Here is a 26,517-nt window from a genome sequence, read left to right as displayed (position 1 = left end):
CCGGAAGCCACCCACATGCGCGTCGACATCGTGTCGATCTTCCCGGAGTACTTCGCCCCGCTCGACCTGTCCCTGATCGGGCGGGCCCGGGAGCAGGGACTGCTCCGGCTGGCCGTCCACGACCTGCGGGACTGGACGCACGACGTGCACCGCACGGTCGACGACACGCCGTACGGCGGCGGGCCGGGCATGGTGATGCGGCCCGAGCCGTGGGGTGAGGCGCTGGATGCGCTGGCCCCCGACGAACTGGCCCCGGACGGCCTGACCCTGCCCCGGCTGCTGGTGCCCTCCCCGGCCGGTGCGCCGTTCACCCAGGCGATGGCGCACGAGCTGGCCGCCGAGTCGCACCTGCTCTTCGCCTGCGGCCGGTACGAGGGCATCGACCAGCGGGTGCTCGACCACGCGGCGACCCGGCTGCGGGTCACCGAGGTCTCGCTCGGCGACTACGTGCTCTTCGGCGGCGAGGTCGCGGTGCTGGTGATCCTGGAGGCGGTCACCCGGCTGCTGCCCGGGGTGCTCGGCAACGCCGGTTCGCTGGACGACGAGTCGCACGCCCACGGCCTGCTGGAAGCCCCGATGTACACCAAGCCGGCGAGCTGGCGGGGGTACGAGGTGCCCGACGTGCTCCGCTCGGGCGACCACGGGCGGATCGCCCGCTGGCGGCGCGACGAGGCGCTGACCCGGACGGCCCGCCGCCGGCCCGACATGATCGCCGCGCTGTCCCCGGAGATCCTGGATAAACGGGACGTGGCCGCGCTGGATCGGGGTGGCTTCCCCCTGCCCCCGGGGGATGTGGCAAAGTAGAGGGGTTGCCGCATCCGTCCACGCCGTGGGCGGCTGCGAGGATTCCCGACCGGGGTCGGCCCGCCGGCAACCACCCGGGGATCAGAATCACCCATCCGCGCACCGAGTGACGGTGCGCCGTGAGCATTACGAGGACGCAGCGATGAACATCCTGGACGCCCTTGACGCCCAGTCGAAGCGTACCGACATCCCCGACTTCCGGGCCGGTGACACCGTCAAGGTGCACGCGCGGGTGGTCGAGGGCAACCGGTCCCGGGTCCAGATCTTCCAGGGCGTCGTCATCCGCCGCCAGGGTGACGGTCTGCGCGAGACCTTCACGGTCCGCAAGGTCAGCTTCGGTGTGGGTGTGGAGCGGACGTACCCGCTCAACGGCCCGGGTATCGACCGGATCGAGGTCGTGACCCGCGGTGACGTGCGCCGGGCCAAGCTCTACTACCTGCGCGAGCTGCGCGGCAAGAAGGCCAAGATCAAGGAGAAGCGCGAGAAGCAGCCCAGCTGATCTCCGTTCGCCACGCCGCCTGACCTGCGCGGATGTCGTATCGACCAGAGCGCATTACGCTGATCGGTACGGGCGCAGACCGGCGGATGGTGTCGCGACGACAGATCGCGGCGCTCCGATCGTCCCTGCCGCCCGTGGGGCCTCGACGAGGCTCCCGGGCGGTAGTGTCGTTTCTGCGGACCGGGGAGTGGCGTGGTGCAGGTGCTTGACTCGAACGGCACAGCGGACCCGTGGCGTCGGCGGGTCCGCCCCGCCCGTCGACAGATGCCCCTCTGGCAGGAGCTGCCACTGCTGTTGATCGTGGCCTTCTGCCTCGCGGTGCTGATCCGCACCTTCCTGCTCCAGGCCTTCTTCATCCCGTCCAGCTCGATGGAGGACACCCTCCTCATCGGCGACCGGGTCCTGGTCAACAAGGTCGTCTACGACATGCGCGACCCGTTGCGCGGTGAGGTCGTGGTGTTCCGGGGCACCGACAAGTGGGTCGCCCAGGAGAATCCCGTGCCGCCGACCGGTGCCGCCGGCAAGATCGGTCGCACCCTCGGCGATCTGGTCGGGGTGAGCCGCCCCGGCGAGAAGGACTTCATCAAACGGGTGATCGGGCTGCCCGGCGACCGGGTCAAGTGCTGCGACGACCAGGGCCGGGTCATGGTCAACGGCATCCCGCTCGACGAGCCGTACGTGGTGCGGAACTCCCCGCTGGACGTCCCGCCGAACCCGAAGGAGTGCCGGTCCCGCCGGTTCGACGAGGTGGTCGTGCCCCCGGGGCAGATCTTCGTGATGGGTGACCACCGGCTGGTCTCCCAGGACGCCCGCTGCCAGGGCCCGGTGCCGATCGACAACGTGGTCGGCCGGGCGTTCATGGTGGTGTGGCCGTCGTCGCGGTGGGCGTCGCTGCCGGTGCCGGCCACCTTCGCCAAGCTGTCCGACTCCGCCGCCGCGAACACCGCCCCGGCCCCGGTACGGCCGACCCCGACCGGCGACGTGGTCCTGCTCCTCCCGGTCGCCGCCCTGCTCGCCGCCGGCACCCGGTCCGGGCGACGGGCGTGGTCCCGCGACCCCGCACGGCCCGGCGGTCGGGGCCGGTTCCACCGACGGGAACGGTGGTGGCGGGCCGGGTGGCGGGAACCCCTCCGGCGTTCCGGGCGGCCCGTTCGGCTCCGGCGACGTAGGCTCCACCCGTGATTGACGAGCAGACCGAAAAGCCGCGCAGCTCCTTCTGGAAGGAGCTGCCCATCCTCCTGGGCGTCGCGATCCTGGTGGCGGTGCTGGTCCGCGCATTCGTGCTGCAGACCTTCTTCATCCCGTCGCCGTCCATGGAGAACACCCTCAAGATCGACGATCGGGTGCTGGTCAACAAGCTGGTCTACGACTTCCGCTCACCGCACCGGGGTGAGGTGGTGGTGTTCAAGGCGCCGACCGAGTGGAGCGGCAACCCCGACGGCGAGGACTTCATCAAGCGGGTGATCGGGGTCGGCGGCGACCACGTGGTCTGCTGCGACGCGCAGGACCGGCTCACGATCAACGGCAAGTCCCTCGACGAGCCCTACATCTACTCCGCCAACGGCCAGCAGGACAAGCCCGCCGACCAGGAGTTCGACATCACCGTCCCGGCGGGGCGGCTCTGGGTGATGGGTGACCACCGCTCGGCCTCCGGGGACTCCCTGGAGCACTGGCAGCAGTCCGGCCGCAACATCGACAGCGCCACCATCCCCGAGGGGGAGGTCGTGGGTCGGGCCTTCACCGTGTTCTGGCCGTTCGACCGGGCCACCTGGCTCACCGTGCCGAAGTCGTTCGACGGGATTCCCAACCCCTGACCGGCCGCGCCCGCCCCGGGCGTGGCCGACCGCCGGCACCGTCTGGCAGGCTGATGCGGTGACCGTCTTCCACCCCCGACGTGCGGCCCGCGTGCTGCTCGTCGACGCGTCCGGCCGGGTGCTGCTCTTCGCGGGCGTCGACCCGGCCCGCCCGGGTCACCGGTACTGGTTCACGCCCGGCGGTGGGCTCACCCCGGGGGAGTCCCCGGCGGTCGGGGCCGCCCGGGAGCTGGCCGAGGAGACGGGGCTGCGGCTGACGCCGGCCGAGCTGGGCGGGTCGGTCCGCTCCGAGACGATCGAGTTTCCCTTCGACGGCGTGTGGTACCGCCAGGAACAGGAGTTCTTCGTGGTCCGGGTGCCCACCTGGGAGGTCGACACGGCCGGCTTCGACGCGATCGAACGGGCCAGCGTCACCGGGCACCGCTGGTGGTCGGCGGCCGAGCTGGCCGACACCACCGAGCGGTGCTACCCCGCCGACCTGGTGGACCTGCTCACCCAGGTGCTCGCGTCGGAGGCGTCGTGCTGACCCCGCCGCGCACGGTGGTGCGTCGCGACGGGGGGCTCTACGCGCTGGAACGGGCCCTGCAACGACGCGGCTTCCGGCACGTCGCGGGCGCGGACGAGGCCGGCCGGGGGGCCTGCGCCGGCCCGCTGGTGGCCGCCGCCGCGGTGCTGCCCGAGGGGCGACGCGGCGAGATCGAGGGGCTGGCCGACTCCAAACTGCTCACCCCGGCCAGCCGGGAGCGGGTGTACGCCGAGGTCGTCGCCCGCGCGCTGGCGTACGCGGTGGTGGTCGTCCCGGCCGAGGAGGTCGACACCCGGGGGCTGCACGTGTGCAACCTCGCCGCGATGCGCCGGGCCCTGGCCTCGCTGACCACCCGCCCGGAGTACGTGCTCACCGACGGCTTCGGGGTGGACGGGCTGGACGTGCCGGGGCTGGCGGTCTGGAAGGGCGACCGGGTGGCGGCCTGCGTGGCGGCGGCCAGCGTACTGGCCAAGGTCACCCGGGACCGGATCATGGTGGAGCTGGACGGACGCCACCCGGGCTACGGCTTCGCCGAACACAAGGGGTACATCACGGCCGAGCACACCGAGGCGTTGCGCGAGCGGGGGCCCTGCGTGGAGCACCGGTTCTCGTACGTCAACGTGGCCGCCGTCGCGGGCCGGGAGGGGACCCCACCCCGGGCCCGCCGGCCGCTCGGCGCAGCTGCTCCCGAGCCGATGGAGCGCTCGGGCCGGACAGGGGGTACCGTCGGCGTGGCGTTGGGCGAGCAGCCGCGGCCTCCGGCACCGGTGGGGGAAGATGTGGTCATGGAAGGCGGAGTGCGATGAGCGCGGAAGATCTCGAAAAGTACGAGACCGAGATGGAGCTGCAGCTCTACCGGGAGTACCGCGACATTGTCCGTCAGTTCTCCTACGTGGTGGAGACGGAACGCCGCTTCTACCTGGCCAACCAGGTGGACCTGCACGTGCGCAACTCCGACGGCGAGGTCTACTTCGAGGTCGAGATGCACGACGCCTGGGTCTGGGACATGTACCGTCCCGCCCGCTTCGTCAAGAACGTCCGGGTGATGACGTTCAAGGACGTCAACGTCGAGGAGCTGGAGAAGCCCGACATCTCGCTGCCGGCCGACTCGGGCTTCGGTAGCTGACCCCCGCCCCGCGTCGGCCGCCCACCGCCGACGTCGGGCCGGGAGCGGGCCGCCTCACTCCGCGACGACGAGCACGTCCACCCGCTGGACGAGGTTGTTGGCGAACCCACCCCGGTTCCACGGCTGCTCCACGGGCTGGGTACGCCCCGACGCGTCGGTCGCCCGGGCCCCCAGCGCGTAGCGGCCGGGCTGCGGCGTCCACTCGTACCGCCAGCGTCGCCACGACCACCCGCCGCCGGCCGGCGGGTCCAGGGTGGCCGGTGACCAGCTCGCCCCGCCGTCGGTGGTCACCTCCACCGCCACCACCGGCCCGTGCCCCGACCAGGCGCGTCCGTCCACCGTGCACGGCCCCGGCCGCAGCACCCGGGCCCGGGACATGAAATCCGGGAAACCCGGCGGCCGGACCAGCGCCCGGGGCTCGATCCGGGTCACCGGCACCCCCGGGTCGTCGGCGTCGCGCCGCAGCCGGTAGGCCACCGCGTTCTGGTAACCGTCGAACTCCCGGGTCAGCACGCTGATCGTGCGCAGCCACTTGACGTGCGCCATGCCGTACCAGCCGGGGACGATCAGCCGCAGCGGCGCGCCGTGCTGGGGCAGCAGGGGAGCGCCGTTCATCTCGTACGCCAGCAGCACCTCGTCGCGCAGCGCGTCGGCGACCGGCAGGGCCCGCTGGTAGTCCTGCTCCACCCCACGTTCCACGCCGTGGTCGGCGCCGGTGAACACCACGTCCACCGCGTCGGGCGCGATCCCGGCCTCGCGCAGCAGCGGCACCAGCGGGGTGCCGGTCCACTCGGCGTTGCCCACCGCCTCCACCAGCCACGGCTGGCTGACCGGGCGGGGGTGCAGCAACGCCCGGCCGTTGCCGGCGCACTCCAGCGTCACCCGGTGGGTCACCCGGGGGCGTTCGCGTAGCTCGGCCAGCCCGAGCCGGAGCGACCGACCCACCGCCCCGTCCACGGTCAGCGCGTGGACCGCCGGGTCGAGATCGGGAATGTCGTAGTGGATGAGCAGGTAGTGCAGGCCGGCCGGGGTGACGTCGTACCGCAACGCTTCCAGCGGTATGCCGTGGTTGCGGGCGGCCAACCGGAGTTCCTCCGGGCTGATCCCCTCGTCCGCCCCGGCGACCCGCGAGGGCCGGCTCACGTCGTCCATGGTGGTCATCGGTGGCCTCCCGCTCCGCGCCGCACTGCGATCCCGTCAGCCTAGACCGGTCGGCCGGCCGGCACCGTCGTCGTTCCGCCCGGCGGCGGCCGGCAACCGGCATAACAGATCCACCGGCCCGACGGTCGTTTTCCACAGCCCGTCCCCTCATCCACAGCGGACACCGGGTGCGCGGCACCACGCGGGCGACCCCGGCATGCTGCGGTGATGCGCACAGGACTACGGCAGGTGACGGCCCTCGGGGTCGCCGTGCTCGTGTTCGGCTCGCACTGGTTCCCCGGCCGGCCGACCCCGCCACGATCCGCCCCGGTCCGGGCCGCGCCCGCACCGGCGTTCCGGTGGCCGCTCGACGGCCCGCCCCGACCGGTACGCCGGTTCGACCCACCCCCGCTGCCGTGGCTCGCCGGCCACCGGGGCGTGGACCTCGCCGCCGCGCCCGGTGTCACCGTCCGGGCCGCCGGGGCCGGCACGGTGCTCTTCGCCGGCATGGTCGCCGGCCGACCGGTGGTCACCGTCGGCCACCCGCAGGGGCTGCGGACCACCTACGAGCCGGTAAGCCCCCGGGTGCGCACCGGTGACGTGGTGGCGGCCGGCGCCCCGCTGGGCGTGCTGCTGGCCGGGCATCCGGGCTGCCCTGCGTCGGCGGTGCCGGCCGGCGGCTGCCTGCACTGGGGGGCCCGACGCGGCCCGGAATACCTCGACCCGCTGGCCCTGCTCGGGCTCGGCCGGGTCCGCCTGCTGCCGGTGACGACCGACCTCAGCCTCGGCCCGGGTACCACCGTCGACGCCGGCCTTCGTCCGGCCCCTGACGCCGGGGTGGCCAGCCGTCCGGCCCCTGACGCCGCGGTGGCCCGCCGTGCGGCCACCGGCGGCGCTTTTGACCGAACCACAGGCACCGGCGACGGTCGACGATGGGGTGCCGGGCCGGACGGGGTCGCCCGGCGGGACGACGCGGCACCCTGCCGGTGCGGTCGGCGCTCCGCCGGCGTCGGCTCAGCCCCGCCCGGCCAGCAACGCCGGCAGCCGGGCCGCCAGCCGCTCGTACTCGTCGGGGGTGTTGTAGACCTGCCCGCACAGCCGCAGCCAACCCCGCCCGTGCCAGGCCATCACCGCCACCTCGGCGGCGAGGCGATCGGCGATCAGGCCGCGCAGGGCAGCGGCCTCCTCCAGGGTGCCGGCGACGCCCGCCGGCAACGGCACGATCCGCATCGCCACCCCCGGCCCGCCCGGGTCGGGCAGGTCGGCCGGGGGCACCCCGAGCGCGTCCCCGACCACCCGCTGCCCGTACGCCGCCAGTGCGGCGTTGTGCGCCCGGACCCGCTCGACGCCGAGGCTGCGCAGCGCGTAGAGACCGGCCGGGGCGCTCAACCAACTCGTGTAGTCGAGGGTGGCCTGCCACTCGACGTTGCCCGGGAAGCCCTCGGCCTGCTGCCAGGACACCACCAACGGCTCGATCCGCGTCCGCCATGACGGGGCGACGACCAGCACGGCGGTGCCGCGCGGGGCGAACCCCCACTTGTGCAGGTTACCCACCCAGAAGTCGGCCCCGATCGCGTCGACCTGCACCGGCAGCATCCCGGGCACGTGTGCCGCGTCCACCAGCACCGGGATGCCGTGCTCCCGGGCCACCGCCACCAGCGCGGCGACCGGCAGCACCCGGGCGGTGGCCGAGGTGAGCTGGTCGACAAGCAGCAACCGGGTACGCCCCGGGCGCAGGCCGGCCCGGACGATCTCCACGATCTGCGCGTCGGTGGCCGACCGGGGCAGGTGCAGGGCACGGGTGGTCGCGCCCGTCCGGCGGCACTCCCGGGCGACGGAGTAGTTCACCGCGCCGTACCCGTGGTCGGTGCCGAGCACCTCGTCGTCGGGGCGTAGGCCGAGTGACTGGAGGACCACGGCCACCCCTGTCGTGGTGTTGCCGACCAGGGCGGTGCCCTCCGGATCGGCACCGAGGAAGGCGGCCAGGTGCCGTCGGGTGTGGGCGAGCCGGTCGATCAGCGCCATCCCGAAGAAGCGCTGCGGGTTGGCTTCCATCTCGTCGCGCAGCCGCTGCTGGGTGCGCTGCACGCTGAGCGGCACCGCACCGAACGCACCGTGGTTGAGGTAACTGACCGAGGGGTCGAGGGTGAAGAGCAGTCGGGCCCCGGGAATCGACTCGGGCGGCGTCGGGACGCTCATCGGGCGATCGTAGCCCGCATGCCGCCGGGCGGCCGGGCGGATCGTCACCGGTCACCGCACCCCGCCGACGGCGTGGCCCCACGACTCCCGGGGGGTGGGCCGGCTCCGGCCCCGGAGGGCGGTCAGGCCCGGGGATGGGCCTGCCGGTAGGCGGCGCGGAGTCGTTCCACCGACACGTGGGTGTAGATCTGGGTGCTCGCCAGGGACGAGTGCCCCAACAGCTCCTGCACCGCCCGCAGGTCGGCCCCGCCGTCCAACAGGTGGGTGGCCGCCGAGTGCCGCAGCCCGTGCGGGCTGGTCGGCGGTAGTCCGGCGGCCCGCGCGTACCCGGCCACGATCCGCCGGGCCGTCGTCGGGTGCAGCCGCCCCCCCCGGGCACCGAGGAACAGGGCCCGCCCGGAGTCCGGGCCGGCCAGTTCGGGTCGACCGGCCGCCAACCACCTGTCGACCGCCCGCTGCGCCGGCAGCCCGTACGGGACCGTCCGTTCCCGGTTGCCCTTGCCGAGGACCCGGATCACCCGACGTTCCCGGTCGACGTCCGTGGTGTCCAGACCGCACACCTCGCTGATCCGCGCGCCGGTCGCGTAGAGCAGTTCGAGCAGTGCCCGGTCACGCGACAGGACCGCCTCCTCCGCCGGGTCCACTTCCGGGGAGGCCCCACCGGTGGTCGGGGCGGGAGGTGCCCCGGTGGAGGGAGCGTCGGGTAGCGCGGCGGGAGGCCCGTCGTGGCCCGGGGCGGTGGGCCGGTTGCGGCCCGGGGCCTCCACGAGGGTGGCGACCTGGTCGGCGCGGAGCACCACCGGTAGCTCCCGACGTGTCTTCGGGGTGGCCAGCGGGGCGGCCACGTCCGTCGTCAGGAGGCCGGACCGGTGGGCCCAGCCGCTGAAGGTACGCGCCGCGGCGGCCCGTCGAGCCGACGAGCTGGATGCCGCGCCGGTGGTCCGTTGCTTCGCCAGCCAACTGCGCAACACGCCCAGATCCAGGTCGGCGGGGGCCGCGCAACCCATCCGGACCGCGTGGTCGAGCAGCGAGACCAGGTCGGCGACGTACGCCCGGACGGTGTGCGCGGAGCGGTTGCGTACCTGCGCCAGGTGCACGGCGAAGCCGTCGACCGCGTCCCGCATGGCCGGCGGCAGTGCCTGGTGGGTGGCCCGGGTCCCCGGCCTGCGACTACTCATCGCGCTGCCACCGCCGAGGTCCCCGGCGGCACCTGCCGGGGGTCGACGGTTGTCGACCTGCGACCGACCACTCGTCCGGGTTCACCGGCCCAGCTTACGGACGCCGGCAGGGGGACACCGCCGACCGGACGACCCGCGGGGCCCGGCAAGCCATCCGGAGGCGGACGGGCCGCCGGAGGAGGCGGGTGGACGGGCGGCGGGTGGAGGGAGGTGGTGGTGCTCCGGCGGGGCGGCCGGTGGGCGCGGGATGCTCGGGCTGTGGTCCGGTCGGCGGCGGGAGCGGGTCAGGCGAACGCGTTGGCCACGGCGACGCGGGCCGGGTCCGGGTCGGCCCAGCTCCAGTTCGGATGGGCACGGTTGGTCAGCAGCACCAGCACCCGGCGACGGTCCGGTTGGACCAGGAACGACGTGCCGGTGAACCCGGTGTGTCCGAAGGTGGTGGGCCGGGCGAGCCTGCCCATGAACCAGGGCTGGTTGAGCACCACGCCGAGGCCGTGGTCGGAGGTGCGTCCCGGCCGGTCGGGGTCGACGGCGGGCAACCCGGTGTTGGCGTTGCGCAGCATCCGGGCGACGGTGCTCTCGGCGAGGATCCGCTTCCCGCCGTAGCTGCCGCCGTCGAGCAGCAGTTGCCCGATGACCGCAACCTCGCTGGCGGGGGCGAAGATGCCGGCGTGACCGGCGATGCCGCCGAGGTGGTTGGCGACGTCGTCGTGCACCACACCCCGCAGCAGCCCTCGGGAGGAACGGGCGTCGGTGGCGACCAGCCGGTTGGCCCGGTCGGCCGAGCTGAGCCAGGTGTTGGGGTTGAACCCGGTGTAGCGCAGCCCCAACGGGCCGGTCAGGTAGGTCTTCAGGGCCCGGTCGAGGGTGAGCCCGGTGACCTGCTCGACGATCTTTCCGGCCACCATCAGACCGACGCTGGAGTAGCGGAACACCGTGCCCGGGGTGGCGCCGCTGACCAGCGGGGTGGCCAGCACTGCCTGCCACCGCTGCGCCATCGTCGAGTAGCCGGTCACCTTCGCCCCGACCGGCAGGCCGCTGGTGTGGGCCAGCAGCATCGCCACGGTGACGGTGGACTTGCCGGTGCCGGTGAACCCGGGCAGGTACCGCACCACCGGCGCGTCCAGGTCGATCCGCCCACTGTCGACCTGTTGCAGGGTGAGGATCGCGGTGTAGACCTTGGTGAGCGAGGCCAGGTCGAAGATCGAGTCGGGACGCATGGCGACCCGCTTCGCCGCCGGCAGCAGCACCGGCCCGGCGTCGTAGCGCAGCGCCTCACCGACCGCCAGGTGGTCGGTGGGCTCACCGTCGGTCGTCGCCAGCACCACCGCCCCGGCGTACGTCGGGTGCTTCGGGTTCTCGGTGGTGGGCTGGAGGTAGCGCTGGAGCGCCACGGTGAGCGTGCGCGGCTTTCTGGTCACGGTCGGGGCGGCACCCCGGGCGGCGGCCCCCGGTCGGCCGGCGGCCGCCGCACCCTGGCCGCCCTGCGAGCCGTCACCGGGGACCGGGGTGGCCCAGGAGCCGGCCGGCCCGGTGGACGGGTGCTGCGCGCAGCCGGTCAGCCCGAGGGCGGCGGCGAATCCGAGACCGAGGACGGAACGACGGGGAATCGACACGGCAGCGATCATCGCATCCGAACCCGTCCACCGGGGTGGCACCTTCGGGTGGCATCCGTCGTCTCCGCCTCAGCGCGACGGGGGCCGGGTGAGGGCGTAGCCGTCGGCGCGGCGGGCCACCAGACCCAACTCCTCCAGCAGGGCGAGTTTGCGTAACGCCGTCCGGACCGGAACGCCGGCCCGGGCGGCCAGTACGTCCGCGCCGACCGTGCCGCGTCGGGGCATCGACTCGCGCAGCATGGTCGCCTCGTCGTCGAGGACATCGGTCGGGCGGGCCGCACCCCGGGCGGGTGGCGCCAGGTCGACCCCGATCCGGCCCACCTCCTCCAACACGTGGGCGAGCCCGGTGACAAGTCGGGTGCGGTCGTACTCGCGCAGCAGCTCGTGTGCGCCGACGGACAGCGCCGAGGTGACCGGGCCGGGCACCACCATCGAGGGCCGTTGGAGGGCGATCGCCCGGTGCATGGTCTGGGCCGCGCCGCTGCGGGCCGCCGCCTCGACCAGCACGCTGCCCCGGGTCCCGGCGGCGATCACCCGGTTGCGGATCAGGAAACGGGGACGCAACGGCTCCGCACCCGGCAGCCATTCGCTGACCAGCAGGCCGGTCTCGGCGATCCGGTCGAAGAGCGCCGAGTTGCCCATCGGGTAGGGACGGTCCACCCCGCAGGCCAGCACCGCCACCGTCACCCCACCGGCGTTCAACGCGCCTCGGTGGGCGGCGGCGTCGATACCGAACGCGCCGCCGGAGACCACCGTCCACTCCCGGTCGGCCAGGCCGTACCCGAGTTCGGTGGCGACGTGTACGCCGTAGCCGGTGGCGGCCCGTGCGCCGACCACCGCGACCGACCGGTCCAGCACCTCGGCCAGCGGCCACCCGCCACGTACCCACAGGCACAGCGGTGGGGCGGTCTCCCGGTCGACCTTGCGGCTCGCCCCGGGCAGTTCGAGCCCTTCCAGGTCACCCAGTGGGGCGGGCCACTCGTCGTCGGCGGGACAGACGATCCGCGCGCCGAGCCGGTCGGCGAGCGCCACCGCCCCGGCCGCCACCGTCCTGGGATCGCCGGCGTCCAGCCGGGCCGCCACCGTCGCCCGCAACGCGTCGTCGGGCGCACCGCCGTCGAGCAGCAACTCCAGGGTGGCCGCCGCACCCAGCCGGCCCACCAGGCGGTACACCGACCGGGTGCCCGGTTCGGCGAGCCAGGTGAGCGCCACCCGGGCGTGCAGGTCCTCGATGCTGGTCACGCTTCCTCCCCCGTTCTGAGGCCGATGGCCTCCCGGACGTCCTCCTGATCGGGCCGGGTCCGGCCGTCGAGGTCGGCGATCGTCCAGGCGAGCCGGATGATCCGGTCGAAGCCCCGGGCCGAGAGCGAACCCCGGTCGAGTCGACCGCGTAGGTCGGCGGTGGCCTGGGCGGCGAGCCGCCACGGTGGGCGGCGCAGCAGCGGGCCGGGCACCTCCGCGTTGAGCCGGTGCCCGACCGCAGCCCACCGCTCGGCGGCAGCCCCGCGCGCCGCCACCACCCGGGCGGCGACCGCCGCCGAGGGCTCACCGTCCGGGTCGGTGCCCATCAACTCGGCCGCCCGCACCGGCAGCACCCGGACCTGTACGTCGATCCGGTCGAGCAGCGGACCGGAGAGCCGGCCGAGATACCGCCGGCGGGCCAGCGGGCTGCACTCGCAGAGCGTGTCGCCCCCGGGCCGGGCGCAGGGGCAGGGATTGGCGGCCAGCACCAACTGGACCCGGGCCGGGTACCGGGTGCCGCCACGGGCCCGCGTCAGGTGCACCTGACCGCTCTCCAGCGGCTGGCGCAACGCCTCCAGGGCGGCCTTGCTGAACTCGGCGGCCTCGTCGAGGAAGAGCACACCCCGGTGCGCCAGCGACAGGGCCCCCGGCCGGGCCAGTCCCGAGCCACCGCCGACGAGGGATGCCACGGTGGCCGAGTGGTGTGGTGCCTGGAACGGTGGACGGCGCAGCAGCCGCCCGTCCGGCGGCAGGGTGCCGGCGATCGAGTGCAGCGCGGTCACCTCCAGCGCGGCGGCGTCGTCGAGTTCCGGCAGGATCGACGGCAACCGCTCGGCGAGCATGGTCTTGCCGGCACCGGGTGGCCCCAGCAGGGAGAGGTGGTGTCCGCCGGCCGCCGCCACCTCCACCGCGCGTCGGCCCAGGCCCTGCCCGGCGACGTCGGCGAGATCCGGCCCGGCCGCCGCCTCGGCGGGGGCGGGTGGCGGTGGTTCGAGCAGCGGCGTCCCGTCCCGGATGAAGGCCACCAGCCGGTGCAGGGTGTCGACGGCGCGGACCCGCACCCCGGGGATCACCGCCGCCTCCGCCGCGTTCCCCACCGGTACGACCACCCGGTCCAGCCCGGCGCGTACGGCGGCGGTGACCATCGGCAGTACGCCACGAACCGGCCGGACCGTCCCGTCGAGCCCCAGCTCGCCGAGCACCACCACCCCCTCCACCGGCAGCAGCGGCAGTTCACCGGCGGCACCGAGCAGGGCGACCGCGATGGCCAGGTCGAAGGCCGAGCCGTACTTGGGCAGCGTGGCGGGCAGCAGGTTGAGGGTGATCCGGCGGTTGGGCCAGCGCTGCCCCGAGTTGACCACGGCCGCGCGGACCCGGTCCCGTGCCTCGTGCAGGGCGGTGTCCGGCAGCCCGGAGATGACGACCGCCGGCAGCCCGGGGGAGAGGTCCGCCTCGACCTCGACCAGGTGGCCGGTGACGCCGACCAGGCCCACCCCGAGCACCTTGGCGTAGCTCACCACGCCACCCCCGCCCGGACCCGCCTGCCGGCCCGCCGGTCCTCGTCCCGACGCCCGCCGGCCATCAGAAGGCCCCCTTGAGATGCTCGACGCGGGCCGGTCCGGCGGGTGGCAGCCGGACCGACAGGACGTCGAAGCGGACCTCGTCGGCGGTGGTCCCGGTCTCGGCCAGCCAGCGGACGGCGAGCCCGCGCAACCGCCGGGCCTTGGCCGGGACGATCGCCTCGGCGGGACTGCCGTAGGTGTCTCCCCGGCGGGTCTTCACCTCGCAGAAGGCGAGGACCGGGCCGTCCCAGGCGATGACGTCGATCTCGCCCGCCCGGCAGCGCCAGTTGCGGGCCACCGGGCGTAGCCCGGCCCCGATCAGATGGCGTACGGCGCACCGCTCGCCGTACGCGCCGATCGCCTGGTTCCGGTTGGTCATGACGGTCAGCGTCCGGGTGGGGACGGGCGGAACGCGACCCCCGTCACCCCGGCTGTGGACAACCCGGGGGCCTGTGGACGACCGGACGATCAAGGCCCCGACGTGCTATGGAAACCCGGATACGTCCTGCTCCGGGGCCGGTCGGTCGCCGGGGACGATCCGCCCGATCGGTCGTGTTCAGCCGTCCGACCTGCGAATGGCGTCGGACGGGTCGGTCGCATACGGTGCCGGACGTGGACGCACGACGGAGCTACCCCGAAGATCAGGAGTCGCGCTGGTACCCGGCCGGCCGGGACCGCGCGTACGACGACCCGGACTGGCGGACGGCGAGCGGGGTGCGCCGGTACGACGAGCTGCGGACACCCGACCAGCGGGCTGCCGAGGAGGGCCGGTACGCGGACGCGAAACGCCTCGACCCGGGGCGCTTCGACGCGGCCGACCCGTTGGGTGACGGCGCGGGCGACTCCGCCGGATACCGGCCGACCCGGCTCCGTCGGGACGAACCGGAGGTCTCCGGCGAACTCCCCACCGACCGGGTGGGCCGACGGGCCGCCCGGGAGGCCGGCGTCGGCGACTCCGGGCCGCTCGGGGACACCGGCACGGGAGCGCTCGGCGGCTCCCCCCGGGGCATCGGCGACACCGGTACCGGTCGGCTGGCCGACGGCGGTCTGGGACGGAGTGTGAGCGACACCGGCACCGGCCACCTGACGGACACCGGGCCGGGGCGGAGTGTGGGTGACACCGGCACCGGCCGGCTGTCCGACACCGGCCTGGGACGGAGCGTGGGCGATACCGGGAGCGGCCCGCTCGGCGCGGCCCGGTCGAGCGGCGACACCGGCGTCGGGGCGCTCGGTGGCCTCCCGGTGCGGGGGGCCGGTGACACCGGGGCCGGCCTGCTGACCGGCCCCGGGGTGGACCGGGGCGTCGGCGACCCGGGCCGGTCGGGCGGTGCCGGTCGGTTCGGCGCGGCTGACGGCGGCACCGGTCGGTTCGCCGCCGACTCCGGTGTGCTGGGGGTCAGCGGGGTCGGCCCGCTGGCCGGCTCCGAGGCGGGTCGACCGGCGGCGCTGGGCAACTATCCGATCGTCGAGCCGAGCCGGCCGGCCGAGCCCTCCCCGCTGGAGGTGCCGACCGGCCCGATGGCGCCGGTCGTGCCCCGTCCGGACGGCGTGGCCGGCCCCGACGGGACGTACCGGACGGGCGCGCCGGCCTCCGACGGCGTCTACCGCACCCGGCGGCCGGCGCTGGCGGCGTTGCTGGGCCTGTCGGTGCTGGTCTTCGAGATCCCGGCGCTACGGGTGCTGCTGCACGGACTGACCGGCGATCCGGTCCCGGTGGCGCACGTCGTCGTGGGCGTCTTCCTGGTGGCCGGTCTGCCGATCTTCGCCGGCGGCCTGTACGGGCTGCGGGCCGGCGGGCTGGCGATGGCCGACGGCGACCGGGGCTGGCTGCGCCCACCGACCGCCTATCTCACCATCGGGCTGGTCCTCTTCGTCGCCGCCGCCCTCGCCGCCCGCTGACCCGCCCGTCGGCAGTCCTCGCCGCCCGTTGAGCCGCCCGCCAGCCGGCTGGGCCGTGGGTGGCCGCACCCCCGTCCCGGGCCGTCCCTGCGCCGGAGGGGAGCCCGGGGCCGGGTGGCGGGGTGGGGGCGTACACTGGGCTCTTGGCGACCGCCTTGCGCGGTCGACCTCGCGTGCCCTCTCCACGTCTCGTCGTGGGGCGACGGCCTCCCTGGTCCCGATCCCGTCGGGCCCACCATGGCCGGCGACCAGGCGCCAGGACGCCCGGCCACCGGTCGGGCGGAACAACCAGGGATCTTGAGGAGTACCCCACCATGGCCGTCGTGACCATGCGTCAGCTGCTGGAGAGCGGTGTCCACTTCGGGCACCAGACCCGGCGCTGGAACCCGAAGATGAAGCGCTTCATCATGACCGAGCGCAACGGCATCTACATCATCGACCTGCGCCAGACCCTCGACTACATCGAGAAGGCGTACGACTTCGTGCGCAACACGGTGGCCGAGGGCGGCAGCATCCTGTTCGTCGGCACCAAGAAGCAGGCTCAGGAGGCCATCTCCGAGCAGGCCACCCGGGTCGGTCAGCCGTACGTCAACCACCGTTGGCTCGGTGGCATGCTGACCAACTTCCAGACGGTGTACAAGCGGCTCCAGCGGATGAAGGAGCTGGAGGCGCTGGGTGACCTGACCGGCACCGCCGCCGGGTACACCAAGAAGGAGACCCTCCAGCTGTTCCGCGAGAAGACCAAGCTCACCAAGACCCTCGGTGGTCTGCGGGACATGCAGAAGCTCCCGGCCGCGGTCTGGATCGTCGACACCAAGAAGGAGCACATCGCCGTCGACGAGGCCCGCAAGCTGGGCATCCCGGTGATCGCGGTGCTGGACACCAACTGCGACCCGGACGAGGTCGACTTCCCGATCCCGGGCAACGACGACGCGATCCGCTCCGCCGAGCTGCTGACCAAGGTCGTGGCCGCCGCCGTCGCCGACGGCCTGATCGCCCGTTCCGGCCGGCGTCGCGGTGGCGACGAGAAGCCGGAGGCGGGTCAGGTCGGCAGCGACGAGCCGCTGACCGAGTGGGAGCGCGAGCTGCTGGAGCCGAAGAAGGCCGACGAGCAGCCGGCGGCCGAGGCCCAGCAGCCGGCGGCCGACGCGCAGCAGCCGGCCGAGCAGCCGGCCACCGCCGCCGCCGAGTGACCGCACCGTCGCGTCCCGCCGCCCGGACGACCGGGCGGCGGGGTGCGACGGTTTCTGCCGGGCACGTCCGGTGCTGTTCCGGGTAAACCGGCACCTCAGACCACCCACCGCAGTCTCAACACCGAAGAGAGAGTCATGTCCAACTTCACCGCCGCGGATGTCAAGAAGCTCCGCGACCTCACCGGCGCCGGCATGATGGACTGCAAGAAGGCGCTCACCGAGGCGGAGGGCGACTTCGACAAGGCCGTCGAGATCCTGCGCGTCAAGGGCGCGAAGGACGTCGGCAAGCGGGCCGGCCGGACCGCCGCCAACGGCCTCATCGCGCACTCGGGCAAGGCGCTGCTGGAGCTCAACTGCGAGACCGACTTCGTGGCCAAGACCGACGCCTTCGTCGCCCTGGCCCAGCAGCTGGTCGAGCACGGTGAGCGCAGCGGCGTCGGCACCGCCGAGGAGCTGCTCGCCACCGAGTTGGACGGCAAGACCGTCGCCGACCTGGTCCAGGAGCAGTCCGCCAAGATCGGCGAGAAGCTGGTGCTGAACCGCTTCGCCAAGCTCGACGGCACCGTCGCGGTCTACCTGCACCGCAAGAGCCAGGACCTGCCGCCGGCCGTCGGCGTGCTGGTGGAGTACACCGGCAAGACCGACGAGGCCGCCGACGCCGACGCCCGGGGCACCGCGATGCAGATCGCCGCGATGCGCCCGAAGTACGTCACCCGCGACGAGGTGCCGGCCGACGTCGTCGAGTCCGAGCGGCGCATCGCCGAGCAGACCGCCCGCGAGGAGAACAAGCCCGAGGCGGCCCTGCCGAAGATCGTCGAGGGTCGGGTGAACGCCTTCTTCAAGGACTACGTCCTGATCGAGCAGGCGTCGGTGTCCGACAACAAGAAGACCGTCAAGCAGGTGCTGGCCGAGGCCGGCATCGAGGTGACCCGCTTCCTCCGGTTCGAGGTCGGCCAGGCCTGAGCCGCCCACGGACCGGGCGCGGACACCGCGCCCGGGCGGGAACGCAACGTCGACGAGGAGGCCGCCGGTGTACGTGACAGGCACCGGGGCCTCCTCGTCACATAGGGTCGGCAACGGGCAGGTACGCGGTGACGCGGCGCGGTCGACGTGCGCGCGGGAAGGGCGGGGCGGATGACACAGGTTGTGAACGACCGGAGCCTGGAGGCGGACGACCCGACGGCGCCGCCGCCCGGCCGCGCCCGCCGAGTGGTGCTGAAGCTCTCCGGCGAGGTGTTCGGCGGTGGGGCGATCGGTGTCGACCCGGACGTCGTGCAGGCCATCGCCCGGCAGATCGCCACCGTCGTACGACGTGGTGTGCAGGTCTCCGTGGTGGTCGGCGGCGGCAACTTCTTCCGGGGCGCGGAGTTGCAGAAGCGCGGCATGGACCGGGCCCGCGCCGACTACATGGGCATGCTGGGCACCGTGATGAACTGCCTGGCGTTGCAGGACTTCCTGGAGAAGGAGGGCATCGAGACGCGCGTGCAGAGCGCGATCACGATGGCCCAGGTCGCCGAGCCGTACATTCCGCTGCGGGCGATCCGGCACCTGGAGAAGGGGCGGGTGGTGATCTTCGGCGCGGGCGCCGGGATGCCGTACTTCTCCACCGACACGGTGGCCGCCCAGCGGGCCCTGGAGATCCGCGCCGACGTGGTGCTGATGAGCAAGAACGGCGTGGACGGCGTCTACAGCGCCGACCCGCGGATCGACCCGGACGCCAGCAAGTTCGACTCGATCACCTTCTCCGAGGTGCTGCGCCGTAACCTGCGGGTGGCCGACGCGGCGGCGTTCAGCCTCTGCATGGAGAACGGGCTGCCGATGCTGGTCTTCGGCGCCCAGGGCGAGGACACGATCATCCGGGCCGTCGGCGGTGACAAGATCGGTACGCTGATCACCGCCTGACCGATCCCGCCGGCCACCGCAGCGGTCCTCCGCACCAGAGCAGCAGATCAGCCCACGACGAGCAACAGAAGGAGGCGAGGAGACCGGTGATCGACGACACCCTCCTCGAGGCCGAGGAGAAGATGGAGCGTGCGGTCGAGCACGCCAAGGAGGAGTTCGGCGCCATCCGTACCGGTCGCGCCAACGCCGCCATGTTCTCCAAGGTCATCATCGACTACTACGGCACGCCCACCCCGCTGCCCCAGATGGCGTCCATCGGGGTGCCCGAGCCGCGCATGGTCATCATCAAGCCGTACGACAACTCGCAGATCAACGCCATGGAGAAGGCGATCCGCGACTCGGACCTCGGGCTGAACCCGAACAACGAGGGCAACCAACTGCGCATCCTGCTCCCGCAGATGACCGAGGAACGCCGCCGCGAAATGATCAAGGTGGCCCGGCACAAGGGCGAGGAAGCCAAGGTGGCGGTCCGCAACGTCCGCCGCAAGGGCAAGGAAGAGCTGGACCGGCTGGTCAAGGACGGCGAGGTCGGCGAGGACGACGGCCGCCGCGCCGAGAAGGAACTCGACGACCTGACCCAGCGGTACGTCGCCACCGTCGACGAGCTGGTCAAGCACAAGGAGTCGGAGCTGCTCGAAGTCTGAGCTCCCGGCTGCCACGGCACCGGCGCGGCACCGCCTGACGGCGGCGTCGCTCCGGTGCCGTCGTCGTTGGGGTCGCCGTCGTCGTGGGGGTGCCGCCGTCCTGGAGGTGGCCGCGTCGGGGAGGTGCCGGCGGCGGGGACCGGCTTCCCGATCGGCAGGGGCGCCGGCCGGCGGGGGCACCACGCGGAACCCACCGTCTCCGCGCGGTGACGGGCCGGCGGGACGAGGCCGGCGGGCGGGCGGCACGGACGCCACCGCTGGCCAACCGGGCCCGGCGTCCACCGTGCCCGGCCGGCCCGTGCAGTAGGCTCGGCACGATTCCCGGCCACCGGGCGGTGAACGGCGGGGATCGATCGGCCGTCGGGCCGGTCAACCGAAGTAGTCACGCGGGTAGGGGATGGTTGTGGTCTTGCGTCATGTGGTGGCACTCGTACCGTCGTCCGGTACGTGATGTCCCCCCTCGACCCCTACAGCGGCACCGAGCCCCGTGGCTGGGAGCGGTCCGACCGCCCTCCGGCGTTGCCCTGGCCGGACCGGGAGGTCGAACCGTGGTCTCCCCGGCAGTCGGGCACCGACCTGTCCGCGGTGCCGCAGGCCCCGCCCCGACCGCCCGTCCGCCGGCACGACGAGTCGCCTGACGGTCCGTACGACCCGCCGGTGGCCGGCCGGCCGTTCGCCGACGACGACGCCCCGACCTCGCAGCTACCCCCGGTCCGCGACGACGACGCTCCGACCGCCCAGCTGCCCCCGGTCCGCGACGACGCCGTCCCCACCTCGCCGTTCACCCCGGTCCGGACCGACGACGCCGCCCGGCCCGAGGTCGACCCGCAGGAGCCACCGCCCGGCCGGCGGTCCCCGGGTCGGCGACGGGCCAGCGCCGAGCGGCCCGCCACCGGGCAGCCGTCGACCGGCCGGGCCGGGCGCAACCTGCCGGCCGCGATCGGGGTCGGACTCGGGCTCGGTGCGCTGGTCCTGGTCCCGCTCTTCTTCTTCCTCCCCGGTTTCCTGGCCGTGCTGGCCGGCGCGATCGGGGTCGGCATCTGGGAGATGGCCCGCGCGGTACGGCGCAGCGGCGCCCATCCGCCGCTGGTGCCGCTGCTCGCCGGTGGCGTGCTCACCATCGGGCTGGCCTGGTTCGCCGGCCCCGACGCGCTGAGCCTGGGCCTGCTGGTCACCGTGCTGGGCACGATGATCTGGCGGTTGGGTGACGGCCCGGCCGGTTTCCAACGGGACATCACCGCGGCCACCCTGATCGCGGTCTACGTGCCGTTCCTGGGCGGCTTCGCGGCGATGCTCGCGGCGGCCCCCGGCGACGGCCCGTTGCGGGTGCTGGTCACCGTGGCCGGCGTGGTGCTCTCCGACACCGGCGGGTACGCCGCCGGGGCGAACTTCGGCAAGCATCCGATGGCCCCCCGGATCAGCCCGAAGAAGTCCTGGGAGGGGTTCGCCGGTTCGGTCGTCGCCGCGGCCGTCGGCAGCGCCCTGCTGATCTGGCTGCTCTTCGACGTGGCCCCCTGGTGGGGCGCGCTGTTCGGGGTGGCGGTCTCGGTGGCGGCGGTGCTGGGTGACCTCGCCGAGTCGATGATCAAACGGGATCTGGGCGTGAAGGACATGAGCAGCCTGTTGCCGGGGCACGGGGGCCTGATGGACCGGCTGGACTCGATCCTGTTCGCCGTACCCACCGCCTATCTGCTGCTGGCGGTCCTCGTACCGGTGGTGGGCTGAGGGATGAATCACGCCGTGCCACCCGGGCGGTCCCGGCGGCGGGGGTCGATTCGGCACCTCCGGACGGGCGGCTGCGGCACACGGCGTGACAGACTGGACCAGCCATGACGAGCCTGCCTGTGATCCCCGTTGACCCCGACGCCCCCGGCCGCCGCCCGGCGATGCCTCCCCGGCACCTGGCCGATCTCGATCTGCCGGGCCGGAAGGCGCTCGTCACCGAGCTGGGCGAGCCGGCCTTCCGGGCCCGGCAGATCTCCCACCACTACTTCGGTCGGCTGGTCCGCGACCCGGCTGAGATGACCGACCTGCCGGCGGCCAGCCGGGACCGGCTGGCCGGGGCGCTGCTGCCCCGGCTGCTCACCCCGGTCCGGGAGCTGGCCTGCGACGACGGCGCCACCCGCAAGGCGCTGTGGCGGCTGCACGACGGTTCGCTGGTGGAGAGCGTGCTGATGGGCTACCCGGACCGGGTCACCGTCTGTATCTCCAGCCAGGCGGGGTGCGGCATGGCCTGCCCGTTCTGCGCCACCGGCCAGGCCGGGCTGACCCGTAACCTCTCCGCCGCCGAGATCGTCGACCAGGCGGTCTACCTGGCCGGCGTCGCCGCCTCGGGCGCGGTGGCCGGTTCGCCGCCCCGGCTGTCCCACGTCGTGTTCATGGGCATGGGTGAGCCGTTGGCCAACTACTCCCGGGTCGTCACGGCGATCCGGCGGCTGGTCGCGCCGGCCCCGGAGGGGCTGGGTCTGTCGCAGCGTCACGTCACCGTCTCCACGGTCGGTCTGGTGCCGGCCATCCGCCGACTGGCCAGCGAAGACCTCTCGGTGACCCTTGCGTTGTCGCTGCATGCGCCCGATGATGAGCTGCGCGACGAACTCGTGCCGGTCAACCAGCGCTGGAAGGTAGCCGAGGTGCTGGACGCAGCGTGGGACTACGCGGCGACGACGGGCCGCCGGGTGTCGATCGAGTACGCGATGATCAAGGACGTGAACGATCAACCGTGGCGGGCCGACCTGCTCGGACGCCTGTTGGCCGGACGGTCGGCGCACGTCAACCTCATCCCGCTCAATCCGACGCCGGGCAGCCGGTGGGACGCCAGTGCCAAGCCGGTGGAACGGGAGTTCGTCCGACGGTTGCGCGAGTCCGGCGTGTCCACCACGGTGCGTGACACCCGGGGGCGTGAGATCGACGGTGCGTGCGGGCAGTTGGCTGCCGCGGGGGACAGTGACAGCGAAGCGCCGCGCGGGCGCGACCGGGCGTAGCGGTACGAGACCAGGAGACATAGTGGCGAGTCAGGGTCAGCGTTTCCGGCGTAAGGCGCTCCGCCGGGGCTACAAGGTCGACGAGGTCGACGCCTTCCTGGATCGGGTGGAGGCGACCCTCGCCGGTCAGCCGGTCGGTGCTCCGGTGGCTTCCCAGGAGGTCCACGACGTCGTCTTCCGGGTCCGCTTCAACGGTTACGACGAGTGGCAGGTCGACCTGCACCTGGACCGGGTGGAGCGGCAGCTGGCCGAGCTGGAGGAACGGTCCGCCCCGACCGGTCGCGGTGCCGACCCGCGCGGCGCGGACCGGCTCGCCCCGCCGATGCGTGACGACCACCGGGGCCTCCCGCAGACCCCGCCGTCGATGCCGCCGCGCGCCATGCCGGCGCAGCCCGGCCCACCCGACCGGTACGGCAGCCGCTACGACGAGCCGACCGGTGCCTTCGCCGGGGGCTACGACGCCCCGCGTGGCGGGTACGACGCCCCGCGCGGCCAGTTGGGGCCGGGCCCCGGCGGCCCGATGGGCCCCGGTCCGGGTGCGCCGATGGGTCACGGTGGCCCGCCGCCGCGTGGTCTGCCGGCCGGTCCGGGCAGTGGCTACGGACCACCCCCCGACGAGCAGCGTTTCGACGGGTTCGAGGCCGGTCGCCACGGCCGTGCCGACATGACCGCCGAGATCCGGATGCCGGAGCGGGACCGCATGTCGGACCGGGACCGGATGCCCGACCGGGACCGCATGCCGGAGCGGGACCGCATGCTGGACCGCGACCGGATGCCCGAGTACGACCGCATGCCCGACCGGGACCGGATGCCGGAGCGGGACCCCATGCTGGACCGCGACCCCCGGGACATGCGTGGCCGGGGCCCGGCCGGCCCTCCGCCGATGCCGCCGCAGTCGCTGGGTGGCCCCCCGCTGGGCGGCCCGCCCGCGCAGATGGGCCCGCCGGTCGGTGGCCCGCCGATGGTGGGTCCGCCGATGGCCGGTCCGCCGGGCAGCGAGCTGTACCGGGTCGACCAGATCCGGCGCAGCTTCCAGGTGCGCCGGTTCGGCAGCGGGTACGACCCGGACCAGGTGGACCGGTTCTTCGAGAGCCTGCTCGGTGGGATGCAGGGCCGTAACCAGATGCCGGTGAACCCGAAGGACCTGGACACGTTGCGCTTCGGCCTGGTGCCGGGCGGCTACTTTGAGGCCGAGGTCGATGCCGCGCTCAAGGACGTGCAGGACATCCTCTTCGGCCGGTGATCCACCACACGTGACGAGGGCCCACCCCCGGCCGGGGGTGGGCCCTCGTGGCGTTGCGGGGGCGGTGCGTCAGGAGCGCAGCCCGCTGCGACGCAGCACGGCGTCGCCGACGACGATCGCCAGCAACAGCACCGCCAGGCCGACCAGCCAGATGTCCTCGACCTTGCCCTCGTGGTTGCCGCACAGCATCGCCAGCAGCGCCAACGCGGAGAGCACCGCGCCGATCCGCCCGGCCTTGCGGTGCCCGGGCCTGTGCTGATCTGGCGCGGTTACCGGCTCGCTTCCTGCCACTGTCGGTCCTTCCCTCGCGATCGGATCTCCGGTTAGTCTGGCACGCCCCGCCCCGGGCCCGGTGCGGGGTCCGCCCTGCTGGAGGCGCGGTACGGCGCAGGACCACGCCACCGGGTGGGGTTGGCCGGCCGGGGCGGCACCCGGGCCGAAGGTCCCTTTCCCGGTGGGGCGGGTCGGCTCTACCGGCGTCGCGGGCCGTCGACCACACTGCCTCCGGTAGCGTTCCTGACGTACACCTTGATTGTCTGTTTGAGGGGGACTGCGGTGCGAGTGACCGGTACGGGACACGCCAGCATGCGGATCGACACGGCTGCGGGCAGCATCCTGTGCGACCCGTGGGTCAATCCGGCCTACTTCGCCTCGTGGTTCCCGTTCCCCGACAACTCCCTGCTCGACTGGGAGACCCTGGGCCGGGTCGACTATCTGTACGTGTCGCACCTGCACCGGGACCACTTCGACGCCAAACACCTGCGGGACTTCGTCTCGAAGGACGCCACCGTCCTGCTGCCCGAGTTCCCCACCTCGGAGATGGAGGACGAGCTGCGGGCGCTGGGCTTCACGAAGTTCCTGCGGGCCCCCAACGAGCAGGTGGTGGAGCTGGACGGCGGCCTGAAGATCATGATTCAGGCGTTGACCAGCCCGACCGACGGCCCGATCGGCGACTCGTCGCTCTGGGTGGAGTACGACGGGGTCCGGCTGCTCAACCAGAACGACGCCCGCCCCACCGACCTCACCGTCTTCGCCGAGCTGGGCCACGTGCACGCGCACCTGCTCCAGTTCTCCGGCGCGATCTGGTACCCGATGGTCTACGAGCTGCCGCAGGCGGCGAAGACCGCGTTCGGCAAGCAGAAGCGGGAGCGGCAGTTCGACCGGACCTGGCGCTACATCGACGACCTGAAGGCCGACCACGTCTTCCCGATCGCCGGCCCGCCGTGCTTCCTCGACGACGCGCTGTGGCAGTTCAACGACATCCACGGCGACGAGGGCAACATCTTCCCGGACCAGTCGGTGTTCCTGTCGGAGTACGCGAAGGTCGGCGGCACCAACGGCATCGTGCTGCTGCCGGGCAGCGTCGCCGAGGTGACCACCTCCGGTGCGACCACCACCCACCCGCAGCCGGTCGAGGAGTTCTTCGCGAACAAGACCGCCCACCTGGAGGAGATGCGGGAGCGTAAGCGCGGCGTCATCGAGGCCGAGAAGGCGTCCTGGCGGCACCCCGAGATCGACGTGTTGGCCGGGATGAAGCGCCGGATCGAGCCGCTGCTCGACGAGTCGATCTACCTGGCCAAGGGCGTCGGCGGCCCGGTCCGCTTCGATCTGGTCGGCTACGACGGCGACAGCGTCGAGTCGATCGTGGTGGACTTCCCCGGCAAGGAGGTCCGGCCGTACGCGGACGAGAAGGTCCGGTACCGGTTCCGCACCGAGCGGGCGCTGATCGAGCACCTGCTCTACATCGACGAGGTCGACTGGGTCAACTCGCTCTTCCTGTCCTGCCGTTTCTCGGCGGCCCGGATCGGCCAGTACAACGAGTTCGTGTATGCCTTCTTCAAGTGCCTGTCCACCGAGCGCCTCCAGTACGCCGAGGGCTGGTACGACGAGCACGAGCGGGCCGTCGACGCCGAGGACGTCACCCTGGGCGACTGGGTGGTGCAGCGCCGTTGCCCGCACCTGAAGGCGGACCTGACCCGGTTCGGCATCGTCGATGGCGACCAGCTCACCTGCCAGCTGCACGGCTGGAAGTTCGACCTGCCGTCCGGCCGCTGCCTCACCAGCGTCGGCCACAAGATCCGCGCCGCCCGCACCCAAACCCCCTAATCCCTCCCCGACCCACCCCCGTTTCCGGCGATCATGGAGTTGTGCTGGGCCGCAGTGGCCCTGAACCGGTGCACCCCGGGCACCACAACTCCTTGATCGACACAGGCATGGAGGGTGGGGTGAGGGTGGGCGTGGGGAGTGGGGGTGGGGTGGGGGACGAGGAGGAGTACGAGTTCGGGCATCGGCGGGAGAAGGAGCGGGACGCGTCGCGGGTGGAGGCGTTCAGCGACGCGGTGATCGCGATCGTGCTCACCCTGATGGCGGTGGAGCTGCTCCAACTCAGCCCGCAGCGGCCCGAGGGGCAGGACCTGCCCGGGGCGTTGTTCCACGAGTGGCCCGCCTACCTGGCGTACGTGATCACGTTCGTGATCGTCGGGCAGGTCTGGTTGACCCACCACAACATGTGGCGGTACGTCGTCAAGGTCGACCAGATGCTGCTCGTCCTCAATCTGCTGTTGCTGCTGTTCGTCGCGGCCATCCCGTTCGCGGCCAGCCTGCTCGCCGACAACCTGCGGGGCACCGTCGCCGACCAGCGGTTGACCGCCGCGCTCTACGTGGGCACGGTGCTCGGTGAGGCGCTGTTCTTCAACCTGAGCTGGTGGTGGGCCCGCCGCCGCCGACTGCTCGACCCGGGGCTGGACCCCCGGCTGGCCCGCGCCGTGGCCCGCCGGTTCCTGCTCGGCCCGGTGCTGTACGTCGTCGCGTTCGGCATCTCGTTCGTCGACCCGGTGCTCAGCCTCGCGGCGTACTTCCTGCTCACCGGGCTCTACCTGATCCGGGGTCCGGGCGACCTGCCGTCCTCCCGGCCGGCCCCCGCCTGAGCGGGGGCGCGGGCCGGTCGGG

The 26,517-nt window shown here is 73.3% G+C and carries 23 protein-coding genes and 3 pseudogenes; 18 read left to right on the top strand and 8 right to left on the bottom strand.

Annotation, left to right across the window (positions count from 1 at the left end; genetic code table 11):
• The first annotated feature begins 15 nt into the window (after window positions 1-15).
• From trmD to ACN265_RS24020, 7 genes and pseudogenes are all read left to right on the top strand, one after another.
• The gene (gene trmD / locus ACN265_RS24050; protein ID WP_363652284.1) at window positions 16-804 is read left to right on the top strand and encodes a tRNA (guanosine(37)-N1)-methyltransferase TrmD; all 789 of its coding nucleotides are present in this window, start codon (window positions 16-18) and stop codon (window positions 802-804) included.
• A gap of 142 nt (window positions 805-946) precedes the next feature.
• Entirely contained in the window at window positions 947-1,303 is a 357-nt protein-coding gene (rplS, locus tag ACN265_RS24045) for a 50S ribosomal protein L19 (RefSeq protein WP_088646705.1), read from the top strand.
• 192 nt (window positions 1,304-1,495) lie between these two features.
• Window positions 1,496-2,317: pseudogene (gene lepB / locus ACN265_RS24040) on the top strand (signal peptidase I); the annotation flags it as partial.
• Window positions 2,318-2,481: 164 nt separating this feature from the next.
• The gene (gene lepB, locus ACN265_RS24035; protein WP_088646703.1) at window positions 2,482-3,117 is read left to right on the top strand and encodes a signal peptidase I; all 636 of its coding nucleotides are present in this window, start codon (window positions 2,482-2,484) and stop codon (window positions 3,115-3,117) included.
• A 58-nt stretch (window positions 3,118-3,175) separates the two neighbouring features.
• The gene (locus tag ACN265_RS24030) at window positions 3,176-3,643 is read left to right on the top strand and encodes an NUDIX hydrolase (protein ID WP_420119566.1); all 468 of its coding nucleotides are present in this window, start codon (window positions 3,176-3,178) and stop codon (window positions 3,641-3,643) included.
• A complete protein-coding gene (locus ACN265_RS24025; RefSeq protein WP_204923828.1) occupies window positions 3,637-4,449 on the top strand; it encodes a ribonuclease HII in 813 nt (270 codons plus the stop codon). The genes ACN265_RS24030 and ACN265_RS24025 overlap by 7 nt, the downstream gene beginning before the upstream one ends.
• The gene (locus tag ACN265_RS24020) at window positions 4,446-4,769 is read left to right on the top strand and encodes a DUF2469 domain-containing protein (protein WP_011905215.1); all 324 of its coding nucleotides are present in this window, start codon (window positions 4,446-4,448) and stop codon (window positions 4,767-4,769) included. The genes ACN265_RS24025 and ACN265_RS24020 overlap by 4 nt, the downstream gene beginning before the upstream one ends.
• 54 nt (window positions 4,770-4,823) lie before the next feature.
• Here ACN265_RS24020 and ACN265_RS24015 read toward each other — a convergent pair whose 3' ends face one another.
• Entirely contained in the window at window positions 4,824-5,930 is a 1,107-nt protein-coding gene (locus ACN265_RS24015) for a sulfite oxidase (protein ID WP_421409649.1), read from the bottom strand.
• A 207-nt stretch (window positions 5,931-6,137) separates the two neighbouring features.
• Here ACN265_RS24015 and ACN265_RS24010 point away from each other — a divergent pair.
• Window positions 6,138-6,677 (top strand): annotated as a pseudogene (locus ACN265_RS24010) (murein hydrolase activator EnvC family protein); the annotation flags it as partial.
• 246 nt (window positions 6,678-6,923) lie between these two features.
• Here the strand turns inward: ACN265_RS24010 and ACN265_RS24005 are convergent.
• From ACN265_RS24005 to ACN265_RS23980, 6 genes are all read right to left on the bottom strand, one after another.
• Window positions 6,924-8,108, bottom strand: a complete 1,185-nt coding sequence (locus ACN265_RS24005; protein ID WP_421409647.1) for an aminotransferase class V-fold PLP-dependent enzyme — start codon at window positions 8,106-8,108, stop codon at window positions 6,924-6,926.
• A gap of 122 nt (window positions 8,109-8,230) precedes the next feature.
• On the bottom strand, window positions 8,231-9,286 hold the full coding sequence (locus tag ACN265_RS24000) for a tyrosine recombinase XerC (RefSeq protein WP_421409644.1): 1,056 nt from the start codon (window positions 9,284-9,286) through the stop codon (window positions 8,231-8,233).
• A gap of 284 nt (window positions 9,287-9,570) precedes the next feature.
• Complete coding sequence (locus ACN265_RS23995) at window positions 9,571-10,902, bottom strand: serine hydrolase domain-containing protein (protein WP_420119562.1); 1,332 nt, start codon at window positions 10,900-10,902, stop codon at window positions 9,571-9,573.
• A 69-nt stretch (window positions 10,903-10,971) separates the two neighbouring features.
• Complete coding sequence (locus ACN265_RS23990; RefSeq protein ID WP_420119561.1) at window positions 10,972-12,144, bottom strand: DNA-processing protein DprA; 1,173 nt, start codon at window positions 12,142-12,144, stop codon at window positions 10,972-10,974.
• Window positions 12,141-13,661 carry a YifB family Mg chelatase-like AAA ATPase gene (locus tag ACN265_RS23985; protein ID WP_420119560.1) on the bottom strand — a complete coding sequence of 507 codons (1,521 nt, stop codon included), beginning with the start codon at window positions 13,659-13,661 and terminating at the stop codon, window positions 12,141-12,143. The genes ACN265_RS23990 and ACN265_RS23985 overlap by 4 nt, the downstream gene beginning before the upstream one ends.
• Window positions 13,662-13,725: 64 nt before the next feature.
• Window positions 13,726-14,085: a YraN family protein gene (locus ACN265_RS23980; RefSeq protein WP_204923834.1), complete on the bottom strand. Its 360-nt coding sequence runs from the start codon at window positions 14,083-14,085 to the stop codon at window positions 13,726-13,728.
• Window positions 14,086-14,318: 233 nt separating this feature from the next.
• Between ACN265_RS23980 and ACN265_RS23975 the strand changes: the two genes are divergently transcribed.
• The 8 genes from ACN265_RS23975 (at window position 14,319) to ACN265_RS23940 (ending at window position 23,568) form a co-directional block, all read left to right on the top strand.
• A complete protein-coding gene (locus ACN265_RS23975) occupies window positions 14,319-15,605 on the top strand; it encodes a hypothetical protein (RefSeq protein WP_421409641.1) in 1,287 nt (428 codons plus the stop codon).
• 314 nt (window positions 15,606-15,919) lie between these two features.
• On the top strand, window positions 15,920-16,798 hold the full coding sequence (gene rpsB / locus ACN265_RS23970; RefSeq protein WP_420119558.1) for a 30S ribosomal protein S2: 879 nt from the start codon (window positions 15,920-15,922) through the stop codon (window positions 16,796-16,798).
• 135 nt (window positions 16,799-16,933) lie between these two features.
• On the top strand, window positions 16,934-17,761 hold the full coding sequence (gene tsf, locus ACN265_RS23965; RefSeq protein WP_363652264.1) for a translation elongation factor Ts: 828 nt from the start codon (window positions 16,934-16,936) through the stop codon (window positions 17,759-17,761).
• 171 nt (window positions 17,762-17,932) lie between these two features.
• Window positions 17,933-18,700: a UMP kinase gene (pyrH, locus tag ACN265_RS23960; protein ID WP_088645508.1), complete on the top strand. Its 768-nt coding sequence runs from the start codon at window positions 17,933-17,935 to the stop codon at window positions 18,698-18,700.
• An 86-nt stretch (window positions 18,701-18,786) separates the two neighbouring features.
• On the top strand, window positions 18,787-19,344 hold the full coding sequence (gene frr, locus ACN265_RS23955; RefSeq protein ID WP_204923838.1) for a ribosome recycling factor: 558 nt from the start codon (window positions 18,787-18,789) through the stop codon (window positions 19,342-19,344).
• Window positions 19,345-19,794: 450 nt separating this feature from the next.
• The gene (locus tag ACN265_RS23950) at window positions 19,795-21,069 is read left to right on the top strand and encodes a phosphatidate cytidylyltransferase (protein ID WP_421409638.1); all 1,275 of its coding nucleotides are present in this window, start codon (window positions 19,795-19,797) and stop codon (window positions 21,067-21,069) included.
• Between the two features lie 104 nt (window positions 21,070-21,173).
• Window positions 21,174-22,325 carry a 23S rRNA (adenine(2503)-C(2))-methyltransferase RlmN gene (gene rlmN, locus ACN265_RS23945; protein WP_204923840.1) on the top strand — a complete coding sequence of 384 codons (1,152 nt, stop codon included), beginning with the start codon at window positions 21,174-21,176 and terminating at the stop codon, window positions 22,323-22,325.
• 22 nt (window positions 22,326-22,347) lie between these two features.
• Window positions 22,348-23,568, top strand: coding sequence for a DivIVA domain-containing protein (locus ACN265_RS23940; RefSeq protein ID WP_204923841.1), 1,221 nt, complete (start codon window positions 22,348-22,350; stop codon window positions 23,566-23,568).
• A gap of 69 nt (window positions 23,569-23,637) precedes the next feature.
• Here ACN265_RS23940 and ACN265_RS23935 read toward each other — a convergent pair whose 3' ends face one another.
• Window positions 23,638-23,859, bottom strand: coding sequence for a DUF2631 domain-containing protein (locus ACN265_RS23935; RefSeq protein WP_088645513.1), 222 nt, complete (start codon window positions 23,857-23,859; stop codon window positions 23,638-23,640).
• A 264-nt stretch (window positions 23,860-24,123) separates the two neighbouring features.
• Here ACN265_RS23935 and ACN265_RS23930 point away from each other — a divergent pair, with 264 nt between their 5' ends.
• Both ACN265_RS23930 and ACN265_RS23925 read left to right on the top strand, forming a co-directional pair.
• Entirely contained in the window at window positions 24,124-25,674 is a 1,551-nt protein-coding gene (locus tag ACN265_RS23930; protein ID WP_421409634.1) for a Rieske 2Fe-2S domain-containing protein, read from the top strand.
• Between the two features lie 107 nt (window positions 25,675-25,781).
• A pseudogene (locus ACN265_RS23925) lies at window positions 25,782-26,502 on the top strand (TMEM175 family protein); the annotation flags it as partial.
• Window positions 26,503-26,517: the final 15 nt, after the last annotated feature.

Origin of the sequence: Micromonospora sp. WMMD730 (genome assembly GCF_049178955.1) — a bacterium.
Classification (GTDB): domain Bacteria; phylum Actinomycetota; class Actinomycetes; order Mycobacteriales; family Micromonosporaceae; genus Micromonospora; species Micromonospora wenchangensis.
The sequence above is the reverse complement of the archived record's forward strand: the minus strand, read 5'-3'. Positions and strand labels throughout refer to the sequence as shown.